Raw genomic sequence first — 12,385 nt, 5'->3', positions numbered from 1 at the left:
GACGCCAAATCGCCATTGTTGACAATACGCTGATCATAATGCCATTGCGGTCCTCGCCCACCGGCGCGAACAGGAAGGCGTCGAACTGCGGGCTTTGCCCACCAAAGGCTGCCGAGAGGGTCACTTTGTCGAGCTGTCTGCGGCGGTTCCGTCCGGTTCGGATCGGGGCGTGGCAAAGTGCGCGGCCATCCGGTCCGCGTAGGCACGGTCAATCGGGTGGTCCGGATCGTAAGGCGGGCTGCCCATGATCTTTTGGCGGTCAACGTCGAGATCGATCAACCGTTCGGCCCAGCGGATCTCTCTGGCCGAACGGGGCGAGATCAGCACCTTTTGGCCCATCCACCAGTTACTGGTATCCACGATCAGAAAACGGATGCTCCAGTCGGTATCCTGAACGATCAGGTCGGACAGATGTCCGATCTCTCCATCGGTGGCGTGGATATGATAGCCGGTAACTTCTTCAACGCTGCGCAAATGCGGCTCGTCCATATCCTTCTGAAGCCGGTCGCGTTCATCAGTGCGGCTGGGCGCCTCGGGATCTCCGGTCATCGACAGGGCACCGCTCGTCATGCCCGTTCCGCCAAGATCAAAGCCCGCGCCCCAATACGGATTCCACGCATAATGGTCATAAGTGGACGCTTCGAATTGGCGCGACACCGGCCGGTGGCTGTCCAATGCGGGGCTGGCCTCGACCTCTGCCCTGGTCAGGCGCACCGAAAATGTCTGGGTATTGGCATCGGCATGACCCAATGCTGCAGGTGGCAACAGCACCTTGCGGCCTGACAGCCATGTTCCGGTATCCACTACCAACCAGCGGATCATCCAGCTGGTGTCATCGAAAAGGACATCGCTGACAGCGCCGATGGTGCCGTCGCTGGCCGCGATGTCATACTCCCGGATCGACGACAGGTTGAGCCGCATATCGAAACTCCTTTTGGTTGGTAAGCCTCAACCGGCAGGTCCGTCGCCAACATGGTGGCTTTGGTGGGTCTGCTGGGCCCGAACGGGCGGCTGCGCACATGCGCCAAAGAAGCCATCATGCGCCTTCGCGGCCTGTGACGCGCTGATCTGCGTCAGCCCGGTGCGTAAAATTCGGGGGATCCGTTCCGGTAGGAAGACGGACGGTCAAAAAGAGCCCGTAAGCGCCGGGCGTCTTGCCTGGCGCGATGCTGATCTTTGTTTTCGTGCTGATGATTGTTGGCGACACGCAAAACCGACGCAGTGGTTGACCGCATCAGGCCCACTCAGGCCAGCAGCGGCCCGGTCTGATCCAGATAGGCCGGATCGAACTCGGCTAGCGCCACCAAACCCTCATGGTCGTCGAACGTGACGTAACCGTTCTGGAACGTCGCCAACCCCTGTTCGCGCAGTTTCCGCAGGACGCGGTTGACGTGTACTGAACTTAGCCCAAGCGCATCGGCAAGGTGGTATTGCGACAGGGGACAGGCATAGCCCGCCTTGGTCCCCAGCCCGACCAGCGCCAGCCTAGCACTGAGTTCCAGCAAGAAATGCGCCACGCGGACTTCGGCGTCGCGGCGTCCGACCCCGACCAGATGCTCGACCACCATCGCCTCGTCGCGCGACGCCGCCCAGAGCACGGCTGCGGCAAGTCGCGGGGTTCGCGCAAACGCGTCGAGAAGGTCGCTCTGGTGGACCTCGGCCGCCATGATGTCGACAATGGGTTCAAAGCTGTGGTCCGAAGTGCGCAACAGGATACTGCGCAAGCCCAGAAAATCCCCCGGAATCTGAAAATCCGCGATCTGGCGCGACCCGTTGGGCTGAAGCTTGTAGGAACAGACCCACCCCGCACACAGGATATAGGCGGATTGTTCGGCCTGCCCCTGATACACCAGATCCTTCCCGGCAACGAAGCGGCGTCGGAGTTGATGCAGACGGTCCAGAACCACAGACTCGTCGTCAGTCAGAGCCATGAAAGCCCCAAGTTTGCGGACGAGAGGGCATGTTTCTAGAGCAAGCATAAGTCTCTTTCGATTAGCAGCGGCCGACAGATATTGGAAGGAATTAGGCCACCGGCCCGTGCCACGGACTGCTTTAGATCAGTGCAGCATAGCATGCTTTCCTACAGACTCTGAAAATAAATCAGATTCTTTCACCTTCTGGGAGTTGAAATCTTGAAAAACGACCACTCTGCAATGCCCGACTCCAACAACCACGCGGCAAAACCCGACCTGACGGATCACAGCGGAATCGCGGCGCTGTCGATCGTCGAGGCTTTGCTGTTGGCAATGAACGACCGTGATCTTCTTCCCGAACACGAGATCGTCGGGATCCTGCGCGACGCCGCCACTGCGCACGAAAACGCGGTCGGTCCGAACGTTGACCGGGCCATGCATCAGGCCGTTGCAGGCCTGATAAACAAGATCATCTCGGGCGGAAACTCGGTGCGGCGGCCTGTGTGACCCACGCACCGTCCCGGGCATCGTCACCACCGCTGTAAGCCGGGCCGACTCAACCGTCGGTGAATTCGGCCGGTCATGCGGCAACACCCCGCAGAGCAACCTGCGTCACAAGCCGATCAGTTTGACAATCAAATCCATCAGGGAGCGTTGTGATGAAAACGAGTGATATTGAAGTCCGGGATATGCTTTCGGTGCTGAGCGTGGTTGGAGTCGAAAACCGGATCGGCGAGGTGCCGGGTGTCGAAAGTGTGACCGTGAACTATGCTGCTGGTCTTGCCACGGTGCGCTACGACGAGACCCGGTTGAACGTCACCGATATCAAGTCAGCCGTGCGGCAAGGTGAGTATGAACCTGCCATGGGTGGTGCCAATTCGTCGGCTGGCCACCATGAAGACCACGCAGCCGCGGATAAATCGCCTGAACGCCCGACACCCGTCACCTCGCCTGCAAGCGTAGGGCAATCGGGCAAACTAGAGCCGGTCGCCCCGGCCAAACCTGCGCCAGCACCCAGTGCTGCAAAACCGTCGCCGGTCGCAGGGGATGCATCCGCTTCAGACAAGCCGGTCCCCTCTGCCGCTGACGATGCTGCGGAGAAAAAGGACGTGGACAAGTCGGGAATGAGCAAGGGCAAGCCCTGAAATTCGCCTTTCACCGGGCCCGATGGTTCAACTCGGGTCAGACAAACTCAACAGGAGATCTCCATGATAGCGCAAAATGTTTCACAACAAGATGCCCGCAGATTTCCGGAGGCGCTCAGAAGAGCGCAGGCTGCAATCCATCTACCCGAGGTGCAGGATATGCTACGCCGATTGTCTGCATATGAGCTTGGCATTTTCATGCCGCATATGCACGACGCGCTAACCGGTGACTTCCAGCCGCTGCCCGATGATATGATGCAGGTGGAGTCCGGGCTGGACGTGTCGTTCCGGCCATCGCGGGATATCGCGGCACAGACTGACCAATTTCTTCCGACCGGCTGGTGCTGGCGCGCAGGCGCAGCGAACGCGGTCGCAGCGTGCGAAATGACCCGAGACGACGAAAATGACGGCGCCGAAACTGCCATCAAGCACAAGATGACTGCGTGAAAACGTCTTGGCAAGAGCAGCTTGGGGGCTCTGAGTTGCGACATGGGCGTCGGGGCGAAATAAAATTCGGCGAACACGTGATACGCGAAAACGCGTGTTCAATCAGACTTTTTCAGATCGGCGGATGACATGGTAAGCACACAATGAAAACCAGCGTTATTGATGTGCACGATATGCTGTCGGTGCTGAGTGTTGCGGGCCTGGAAAAGCGGATTGGGGCTGTTCCCGGTGTGGAAAGCGTGACGGTGAATTTTGCCGCCGGAAGCGCCACGGTCCGCTTTGATGAAACCCGTCTCCATGTTGCTGACATCAAATCCAACGTGCGCCAAAACGAATATGAAGCCAGCACGCCTGATGGCGCCGCGCCGGGCGAAGGCCAAGAAGATGGCAATGGGTCGGAACAGCCCGATGCAGGAACGGTTGCACCGACTGAAGCTCAAGATGTTACGCGGGAAGCAATCACGGTACCAACTGGCCCCCCTGATCCGTCCACGGCTGCCGGGGCACCTGATGTCGTGCCGCCACCGGTCGGCGAAAAGGCTGCCAACCCAGCGGGCGCAATGCCTTCGGCACCGCCCGCTGATGATCCCGAAACTGCAGCACCTGCTCCGCCGGACGCACCAGCGCACGCTGTCCACGGGACGTCAGGCAAATCTGCTGATATGGCCTTCGAGATGGGTCACGGCAGCGATGATATGTCGGCCATGGTGCGCGATATGCGCAACCGGTTCTGGATCTGCCTGATCTTCACAATTCCGATCTTCGTCTACGCTCCGATGGGGAACTTTTTCACGCCGCCAGCCCCGCCGTTCGGGTTAGACCTCAATTTTTGGCTGTTCTTTTTTGCCAGTGCCGCGATCCTTTACCCTAGCTGGCCATTCGTCGTCTCTGCCTGGCGTGCGTTGAAAGTGGGCAAGCTTGGCATGGCAGTGCTGATCGTTCTCAGCGTCGGCACCGGCTATCTGTTCAGTGTTGGCAGCACATTCTTTTTCAAAGGCGGTGGGCAGTTTTACGAAGCTGTCGCCGTCCTGCTGGTGTTCATTCTGCTGGGTCATTGGCTGGAAATGCGGGCCCGGGCAGGCGCTTCCTCTGCGATCAAGGCGTTGATGAACCTCACGCCAACAACGGCCAAGGTCATCCGCAACGGCACCGAGGTCGAAATTCCGACCGCCGAGGTGCTGGAGGGCGAGATTGTGGTGATGCGACCCGGCGGCAAAATACCGGTCGACGGCGTCATCGAGGACGGCGACTCACTGGTCGACGAATCCATGCTGACCGGCGAGTCTATGCCGGTGCAGAAGGGTCCAGGTGCCACCGTTATCGGCGCGACGATCAACAAAAGCGGCAGTTTCCGCTATAAGGCCACTAAGGTCGGTGCCGACTCAGCCCTCGCTCAGATCGTGAAGTTGGTGCAGGAGGCGCAAAATTCCAAGGCCCCGGCGCAGCTTTTGGCTGACCGGGCTGCGCAATGGTTGGTGATCGCCGCGATCGTGATCGGGTTGGTCACGTTCGGCGTGTGGTTCTGGGTGGTGGGCGAGTCGCTGTTGCTGGCTGTCACGTTTACGATCACCGTCTTTGTGATCGCTTGCCCCGACGCCCTTGGCCTTGCCACGCCGATGGCTGTGATGATCAGCACAGGACTTGGCGCCACGAACGGCATTCTGTTCAAGAATGCGTCGGCGTTGGAAGACGCGACCAAGCTTGATACCATCGTATTTGACAAGACTGGAACTCTGACCGTCGGTCAGCCGGAAGTGGTAGAGATCGTGCCGGCTGACGGTGTGACCGAAGACGTGCTGCTGACCGCCGCCGCAGCCGTCGAGCAGGGGTCCGACCATCCGCTCGCTCAGGCGATCCTGCGCCGGTCAGCCCACCTTACGGTTGCGCCATCCACGGAATTTGAAAGCCTTGATGGCAGGGGCGCACGGGCCGAGACAGCCGCTGGAACGGTCTACCTTGGCAACCGGCTGCTAATGGATACGCAAAATCTTGTGCTGGGTCGCCTAGAGGCCGAAGCCACACGCCTGCAAGGCGACGGTCGCACCGTGGTCCATGTGTCGCAGGCTGGTGTGGTCATAGGACTGATTGCCATCGCCGATGCGATCCGGCCGACCTCAAAGGCCGCCATCGCCAAGCTGCGCGAGCGCAAGATCGAAGTGGTGATGCTGACCGGCGACAACGCTATGACGGCCAAACGCATCGCGGCCGACCTTGGCATCGACACCGTGCTGGCCGACGTTTTGCCGAGCCAGAAGGCCGAAAAGGTAAAGGCGTTGCAGGCGGCAGGTAAGAAGGTCGGGATGGTGGGTGACGGTGTCAATGATGCCCCGGCCCTGACCCAGGCGGACGTTGGCTTTGCGATCGGTGCGGGCACCGATGTCGCGATGGAAAGCGCCGATGTCGTGCTGATGAAAAGCGACCCCTATGACATCGTCGGCGCGATAGAACTGTCGCGTGCGACGGTGCGCAAGATGCACCAGAACCTTTGGTGGGCCGTAGGCTACAACGTCGTCGCTTTCCCGCTCGCGGCGGGTGTGCTCTATCCGTTTGTGCTCAGCCCCGAGGTTGCAGCACTGTCGATGTCCGGCAGCACATTGATTGTGGCCATCAACGCCCTTTTGTTGAAGCGCACCAAGCTCGCAGGGATTGGCCAGGGCGCCAAGCCGCCCTCACCCGCCGCCTCCACCAGCGCGGTTGCCACATGATGCTCAGCCCAGCCGCGCTGTTACTTACAACCGGGATGATCGACATCAGCGCGACGCGATCGCTGATCTGCGCAAGGTGGTTGGGACGGCCTGTAGAAATGAGAAGACGATGCAAAAAACACCGGTGATCGCCTGCCTGCTTGTCGATATCGGCGGGGTGCTGCTGACCGATGGCTGGGACCGTCATTCCCGCCAAAGCGGTGCCGTGCATTTTGGCCTGGATCTTGCCGAGATGGAGGATCGGCACGGCAAGACGTGGGACACCCACCAACTGGGCAAGATGACGCTGGCGGAATATCTGGATTTGGTGGTGTTCTATAAAAAGCAGTCGTTCACCAAGGCCGAATTTCAGCGTTTCATGTTTGACCGCTCAAAGCCCTATACCGATATGATCAATCTGGTTACCCAACTCAAGGCCCGCTACGGCCTGAAAGTCGGTGTGCTCAGCAACGAGGGGCGCGAACTCAACTCTTACCGGATCCGGAAATTCAAGCTGGGACGGTTTGTCGATTTCTTCGTGTCCTCATGCTACGTTCGGCTGCTGAAACCCGACGTCGACATTTTCCGGCTGGCCCTGGATATCGCCCAGACGCCGGCTTCACAGGTCGCCTTTATCGAAAACACCGCGATGTTTGTCGAGATTGCCGACCGTTTGGGGGTCCGCGGCATTCTGCACACCGACACCGCGTCGACCCGCGAAAAACTTGGCGCGCTTGGGTTGCATAAGGACGGGCCAGTTCATGCCTCGCGTTGACCCCTGCGTCCTGGCACTCAATGGCGGATCCTCGAGCATCAAGTTCGCGCTGTTTGAGGCCCGCGATCCGCGCAAACGGATTCTGGCGGGCGAGATCGCGCGGATCGGCCTGCCGGACGCCACCTTGCGCGTGACCGGGGCTGCCCCGGCAGACAATATCTCGCGGGCCGTCGCTGCTTCGGACCACGCGGCAGCCGCAGATGTGGCGGTTGAGTGGATCAAACTGCGCGCTGGCGACGGATTGATCGGCGTTGGCCACCGTTTCGTTCATGGTGGCCCGACTTATTCCGCGCCGGAAACGATCACGCCTGATCTGATCGCCGACCTGCGCCGATTGAGCCCGTTCGATCCCGAACATCTGCCGCTTGAGATACGCCTGAGCGAGGCGGTGTCCCGGCAGTTTCCAGATCTTCCGCAAGTGGCATGTTTCGACACGGCATTCCACCATGAGCTACCCCGTGTGGCCCGCATCCTGCCGATCCCGAGACGGTTCGAGGCGCAGGGTGTCCGGCGCTATGGGTTTCATGGGCTGTCATACGCGTTTCTCATGGGTGAACTGACCCGACTGGTTGGCACAAAGGCGGCCAGAGGCCGGGTTGTCCTGGCGCATCTTGGCAATGGCGCAAGCCTCGCGGCCGTTCTGGACGGTAAATCGGTGGACACCAGCATGAGCTTTACCCCCACCGCCGGGGTGCCGATGGGCACACGTTCCGGCGATCTCGATCCCGGATTGTTCGGCTATTTGGCTCGCACCGAGGGGTTCGACGCTGCGCGGTTCACCAGGATGGTTAATTTCGAATCCGGTCTGCTCGGTATTTCCGAAACCAGTTCCGACATGCGCGATCTGCTGGACCGCGAGACCGATGATGTCCGCAGCGCCGAGGCCATCGCGCTTTTCTGCTATCAGGTCAAGAAATGGATCGGCGGTTTCGCGGCGGCACTTGGTGGGCTCGACACACTCGTATTTTCGGGCGGTGTCGGGTCCAACGCTCCCGTGATCAGGGGACGCATTTGCGACGGGCTGGGCTTTCTTGGCCTGACGATTGATGAGCAGCGCAACGCGGCGAATGAAGGCGTGATTTCGTCAGCGGTCAGTCCGGTCACGGTCCGCGTCATTCCCACCGATGAAGAACGCATGATCTCCGAGATGGTCAGCGTTGTCCTTGGCCCCGATAAAAAAAGGAGGATCAACTTATGAACCCCGCTACGCTTTCCCCCAACCTTCTCGACAGAATGGATGCCTATTGGCGCGCCGCCAATTATCTGTCTGTCGGCCAGATCTATTTGTTCGACAACCCGCTGCTGCGTCGGCCGCTCGTTATCAGTGACATCAAACACATGCTGCTAGGTCATTGGGGCACCACGCCGGGGCAAAATTTCATCTACACGCATCTCAACCGGGTCATCGGGAAATACGACCTCGACATGATCTATGTTTCAGGCCCCGGCCACGGCGGCCCGGCTGTCGTCGGCAGCACTTATCTCGAGGGCACTTACAGTGAGATCTACCCCAAGATCAGTCAGGACGAGGCCGGGCTTCGCAAACTGTTCCTGCAATTTTCATTTCCCGGCGGCATTCCGAGCCATGCTTCGCCTGAAACCCCCGGATCGATCCACGAAGGCGGCGAGCTCGGTTATTCGCTCAGCCATTCCTTCGGCGCTGTGTTCGACAACCCCGATCTTGTCGTCGCCTGCGTTGTCGGCGACGGCGAGGCCGAGACAGGCCCGCTGGCCACTGCGTGGCATTCCAACAAATTCCTCAATCCCGTGACCGATGGCGCTGTGCTGCCCATCCTGCATCTGAACGGATACAAGATTGCCAACCCGACGATCCTTGCCCGCATCAGCCGGGAAGAGTTGGACCAGTTGCTGCGCGGTTATGGCTGGACCCCTTATTTCGTCGAAGGTCACGACCCGGCGCTGATGCACGAGGCGATGGCGATGACGCTTGACACAGTCGTGGAACAGATCCGGAAAATCCAGGCGGACGCCCGGACCAACGGTATCGCCGAGCGTCCGCGCTGGCCGATGATCGTGCTCAATTCACCCAAAGGCTGGACCGGTCCAAAGATGGTGGACGGAAAGCAGATCGAAGGCACCTTTCGGTCGCATCAGGTGCCGCTTTCCGATCCTTCCAAGCAGCCCGAGCACCTGAGGCTGCTGGAAGACTGGCTACGGAGTTATCGGCCTGAGGAACTTTTCGATGAACAGGGCCGCCTGATGCCCGAGCTGGCAGCCCTTGCGCCCAAAGGGACGCGGCGCATGGGGTCCAATCCCCACGCGAATGGCGGGAAATTATTGCGCGACCTGCACATGCCGGATTTCCGCGACTATGCCGTCGATGTTCCCGAACCGGGTGTGCGCGGCATTGGTGACACGCGCGTGCTGGGGCCGTTCTTGCGAGATGTTATAAAGCTTAACACCGAACAGCGGAATTTCCGGGTGTTCGGACCAGACGAGACGCTGTCCAATGGCCTCGGAGCCCTGTTCGAGGTGACCGACCGGCAATGGAATACCTCGATCGAACCGAACGACGAATTTCTAGCACCCAGCGGACAGGTGATGGAAATGCTCAGTGAACACCAATGCGAAGGCTGGCTTGAAGGCTATCTGCTGACCGGCCGGCACGGTTTGTTCAACTGCTATGAGGCGTTCGTCCACATCGTCGATTCGATGTTCAACCAGCATGCCAAATGGCTAAAAGTCACATCCGACCTGCCGTGGCGGCGCAAGATTGCCTCGCTCAACTACCTGTTGGCCTCGCATGTCTGGCGGCAGGATCATAACGGCTATACCCATCAGGATCCCGGATTCATCGACGTTGTGATGAACAAAAAGGCAGAGATTGTGCGGATTTACCTGCCACCCGATGCCAACTGTCTGCTGTCGATCATGGATCACTGCCTGCGCAGCCGGCACTACGTCAATGTGGTGATCGCGGGCAAACATCCGTCGCCGCAATGGCTGACGATGGACGCCGCAGATAAGCACTGTTCCGCCGGAATCGGCAGATGGGACTGGGCCAGCACCGATCAGGATATGGCCCCAGACGTCGTGATGGCATGCTGCGGCGACGTGCCAACGCTGGAGACGCTCGCCGCCGTTTCTATCCTGCGCGAACACCTACCGGACATCAGGATCAGAGTGGTCAACGTGGTCGACCTGATGCGGTTGCAACCCAGCGAAGAGCATCCGCACGGGCTGAACGACGCTGATTTCGACGACCTTTTCACCACCGACAAACCAGTGATCTTTGCCTTCCACGGCTACCCATGGCTGATTCACCGGTTGACTTATCGACGCTCGAACCACCGCAACATTCACGTGAGGGGCTACAAGGAAGAGGGCACCATTACTACCGCGTTCAACATGACCGTGTTGAATGATCTGGATCGTTTCCATCTGGTGATGGATGTGATCGACCGCTTGCCGCAGACCGCGAAAAGGGGGCCGATCTGAAACGGCGCTTGGGCGACAAGCTGGTCGAGCATAAGGCATATATCGAGCGAAATGGCCAAGACATGCCCGAAATCCGCAACTGGCAATGGAGCAGTTCGCAATGAATACACAAGGTTTGTCTGATACCGCAGCGCTGCTTTTGGCCGACGACAAAGGGCTTTTGGCGATGGATGAAAGCAACGCGACCTGCAACAAAATGTTCGCAAAATTGGGAATCCCCCAGACCATTGAGTCTAGGCGCGCCTATCGCGAATTGCTGGTGACCACGCCCTGTCTTGGCGACGCGATCAGCGGAGTGATCCTTTATGACGAGACGATCCGCCAGACCAACTCTGACGGCACTCCCATGGCCGAGGCGATCATCGCAAGGGGCTTAGTTTTAGGCATCAAAGTTGATACCGGAGCTATGAACCTGGCGGGCCACCCGGGCGAAAAAGTCACTGAAGGGCTGGACGGGTTGCGGAGCCGTCTTGCGGACTATGCGGACATGGGCGCGCGTTTTGCAAAATGGCGCGCAGTGTTTGCAATCGGCGCGGGCCTGCCGAGCAGCGCCTGTATCGAAGCGAACGCTCATGCCCTGGCCCGATATGCCGCGCTGTGCCAGGAGGCAGGGATGGTTCCTGTCGTCGAGCCAGAAGTATTGATGCAGGGCAACCACTCTATCGAGCGCTCTTTCGAGATAACCGACCACGTCCTTCGAACAGTTTTCGATCACCTCCACGCCCAAGGAGTTTCGTTTGAGGGGATGATTCTGAAGCCCAGTATGGTGTTGCCGGGATCAAGTGCCCTATCGCAGGAACCATTAGAAAAGGTCGCCGACGCCACTGTGCGGTGTCTCTTGCGCTCGGTGCCAGCTGCCGTTCCGGGAATCGCATTCTTATCGGGCGGGCAAACTGGCGAACTGGCGTCGTCTCGACTGAATGAAATGAATGTCAGATTCAGGTCGCGCCTGCCTTGGCAACTGACATTTTCGTTTGCCCGTGCCATTCAGAATCCGGCCTTGGCGATTTGGCAAGGTCAAGACAGCCATATAAAAGCCGCACAACAAGCTCTCTATCGTCGCGCCATCTGCAATCAAGCTGCGCGTCGCGGTGAATACGATGCAAACATGGAACGTAACAGCGCCGAGGCACAGTTGTCCCTTGCGTGATGAGCTCTGCCGGCAGGATAAAACAACGCGGGCAGGCCGAAGCAATGCTTGCCCGCGCCATCAGCTCTACTGGCCCTTAGCGGCGAGCCAAGCGTTCATCTGTCCGATTTCGGTTTCCTGTGCAGCGATCACGGCTTCGGCGAGTTTGCGCATCTCGGGATCCTTGCCGTACTCCAGCTGCACTTTGGCCATCGCAACTGCTGCTTCGTGGTGCGGGATCATGCCCTTGACGAAGTCGACATCGGCATCACCGGTATAGGGCACCATCATGTCGGCCATCATCTTGTCCATGGCCGCCGCATAGGCCACCACGGCCGGATTGTCGGCCAGTTCGGGCGGGATCATCGAGGCGTGGTTCATCATGCCCATGCCCTCCATCCCGGCCATGCCTTTCATCGCCTCTTGCGCATAGGCAAAGCTGCCCAGAATTGCAAATACACCCGCAACAAGCGCCAAGTTTTTCTTTTTCATCATTATTCTCCTTGGGTTTTTTTCAATCAGGCGGGCGTGAAGCCCGCGTTTGTCAGTGCCACGACTAGGCGTTCGCGCGGGGCAGTTGAGGTCACATCAACCTTGTGTGTCGCAGGATCAGCTTTGACCTTTGCGGTCGGATCGACCGACAGGACGGCCTTTGTGACTCCGCGCACGCAGCCACCGCAGGTCATGTTTTCAATATGGAATTGCATGAGTTTCTCCTTCGCGCTCCTCTTCATGTTCCGGTATATGGGGCTTTCCACCGTTGTAAGGTCAAGGGCACAAGGCTGTGATGGAGAATTTCATTATACCTCTTGACCTTGCCATCATTGGAAGGC

11 protein-coding genes and 1 pseudogene are annotated in these 12,385 nt (G+C 59.1%); 8 read left to right on the top strand and 4 right to left on the bottom strand.

What is annotated here, in order from left to right; all coding sequences use genetic code 11:
* Positions 1–120: 120 nt before the first annotated feature.
* Together AKV04_RS04715 and AKV04_RS04710 are read right to left on the bottom strand one after the other, a co-directional pair.
* Positions 121–921, bottom strand: a complete 801-nt coding sequence (locus AKV04_RS04715) for a PRC-barrel domain-containing protein (RefSeq protein ID WP_054005318.1) — start codon at positions 919–921, stop codon at positions 121–123.
* A gap of 323 nt (positions 922–1,244) precedes the next feature.
* On the bottom strand, positions 1,245–1,931 hold the full coding sequence (locus AKV04_RS04710) for a Crp/Fnr family transcriptional regulator (RefSeq protein WP_407638401.1): 687 nt from the start codon (positions 1,929–1,931) through the stop codon (positions 1,245–1,247).
* Between the two features lie 222 nt (positions 1,932–2,153).
* Between AKV04_RS04710 and AKV04_RS04705 the strand changes: the two genes are divergently transcribed.
* From AKV04_RS04705 to AKV04_RS04670, 8 genes and pseudogenes are all read left to right on the top strand, one after another.
* Positions 2,154–2,420, top strand: a complete 267-nt coding sequence (locus tag AKV04_RS04705; RefSeq protein WP_054005316.1) for a hypothetical protein — start codon at positions 2,154–2,156, stop codon at positions 2,418–2,420.
* Between the two features lie 152 nt (positions 2,421–2,572).
* Complete coding sequence (locus tag AKV04_RS04700) at positions 2,573–3,058, top strand: heavy-metal-associated domain-containing protein (protein WP_082351519.1); 486 nt, start codon at positions 2,573–2,575, stop codon at positions 3,056–3,058.
* 63 nt (positions 3,059–3,121) lie between these two features.
* Positions 3,122–3,505, top strand: coding sequence for a hypothetical protein (locus AKV04_RS04695; RefSeq protein ID WP_082351518.1), 384 nt, complete (start codon positions 3,122–3,124; stop codon positions 3,503–3,505).
* Between the two features lie 143 nt (positions 3,506–3,648).
* The gene (locus AKV04_RS04690) at positions 3,649–6,210 is read left to right on the top strand and encodes a heavy metal translocating P-type ATPase (protein ID WP_054005314.1); all 2,562 of its coding nucleotides are present in this window, start codon (positions 3,649–3,651) and stop codon (positions 6,208–6,210) included.
* 109 nt (positions 6,211–6,319) lie between these two features.
* Positions 6,320–6,964, top strand: a complete 645-nt coding sequence (locus AKV04_RS04685; RefSeq protein WP_054005313.1) for an HAD family hydrolase — start codon at positions 6,320–6,322, stop codon at positions 6,962–6,964.
* Positions 6,951–8,162 carry an acetate/propionate family kinase gene (locus AKV04_RS04680; RefSeq protein ID WP_054005312.1) on the top strand — a complete coding sequence of 404 codons (1,212 nt, stop codon included), beginning with the start codon at positions 6,951–6,953 and terminating at the stop codon, positions 8,160–8,162. Before AKV04_RS04685 ends, AKV04_RS04680 begins: the two co-directional genes overlap by 14 nt.
* Positions 8,159–10,527, top strand: a pseudogene (locus AKV04_RS04675) (phosphoketolase family protein). The gene AKV04_RS04680 and the pseudogene AKV04_RS04675 overlap by 4 nt, the downstream one beginning before the upstream one ends.
* The gene (locus AKV04_RS04670; RefSeq protein ID WP_054005311.1) at positions 10,524–11,573 is read left to right on the top strand and encodes a class I fructose-bisphosphate aldolase; all 1,050 of its coding nucleotides are present in this window, start codon (positions 10,524–10,526) and stop codon (positions 11,571–11,573) included. The pseudogene AKV04_RS04675 and the gene AKV04_RS04670 overlap by 4 nt, the downstream one beginning before the upstream one ends.
* A gap of 66 nt (positions 11,574–11,639) precedes the next feature.
* On the opposite strand, the gene copM is transcribed toward AKV04_RS04670, so the two are convergent.
* Both copM and AKV04_RS04660 read right to left on the bottom strand, forming a co-directional pair.
* Complete coding sequence (gene copM, locus AKV04_RS04665) at positions 11,640–11,936, bottom strand: CopM family metallochaperone (protein ID WP_235815544.1); 297 nt, start codon at positions 11,934–11,936, stop codon at positions 11,640–11,642.
* A gap of 134 nt (positions 11,937–12,070) precedes the next feature.
* Positions 12,071–12,259 carry a heavy-metal-associated domain-containing protein gene (locus AKV04_RS04660; RefSeq protein WP_054005310.1) on the bottom strand — a complete coding sequence of 63 codons (189 nt, stop codon included), beginning with the start codon at positions 12,257–12,259 and terminating at the stop codon, positions 12,071–12,073.
* Positions 12,260–12,385 lie beyond the last annotated feature (126 nt).

The sequence above is a fragment of the Cypionkella psychrotolerans genome (genome assembly GCF_001294535.1).
In the GTDB taxonomy this organism is placed as follows: domain Bacteria; phylum Pseudomonadota; class Alphaproteobacteria; order Rhodobacterales; family Rhodobacteraceae; genus Cypionkella; species Cypionkella psychrotolerans.
The sequence above is the reverse complement of the archived record's forward strand: the minus strand, read 5'-3'. Positions and strand labels throughout refer to the sequence as shown.

Bases quoted from the DNA above. Each gene is read 5' to 3' on its own strand.
- AKV04_RS04715 (WP_054005318.1), bottom strand. From the start codon at position 921: ATGCGGCTCAACCTGTCGTCGATCCGGGAGTATGACATCGCGGCCAGC.
- AKV04_RS04710 (WP_407638401.1), bottom strand. From the start codon at position 1,931: ATGGCTCTGACTGACGACGAGTCTGTGGTTCTGGACCGTCTGCATCAA.
- AKV04_RS04705 (WP_054005316.1), top strand. From the start codon at position 2,154: ATGCCCGACTCCAACAACCACGCGGCAAAACCCGACCTGACGGATCAC.
- AKV04_RS04700 (WP_082351519.1), top strand. From the start codon at position 2,573: ATGAAAACGAGTGATATTGAAGTCCGGGATATGCTTTCGGTGCTGAGC.
- AKV04_RS04695 (WP_082351518.1), top strand. From the start codon at position 3,122: ATGATAGCGCAAAATGTTTCACAACAAGATGCCCGCAGATTTCCGGAG.
- AKV04_RS04690 (WP_054005314.1), top strand. From the start codon at position 3,649: ATGAAAACCAGCGTTATTGATGTGCACGATATGCTGTCGGTGCTGAGT.
- AKV04_RS04685 (WP_054005313.1), top strand. From the start codon at position 6,320: ATGCAAAAAACACCGGTGATCGCCTGCCTGCTTGTCGATATCGGCGGG.
- AKV04_RS04680 (WP_054005312.1), top strand. From the start codon at position 6,951: ATGCCTCGCGTTGACCCCTGCGTCCTGGCACTCAATGGCGGATCCTCG.
- AKV04_RS04670 (WP_054005311.1), top strand. From the start codon at position 10,524: ATGAATACACAAGGTTTGTCTGATACCGCAGCGCTGCTTTTGGCCGAC.
- copM (WP_235815544.1), bottom strand. From the start codon at position 11,936: ATGATGAACCACGCCTCGATGATCCCGCCCGAACTGGCCGACAATCCG.
- AKV04_RS04660 (WP_054005310.1), bottom strand. From the start codon at position 12,259: ATGCAATTCCATATTGAAAACATGACCTGCGGTGGCTGCGTGCGCGGA.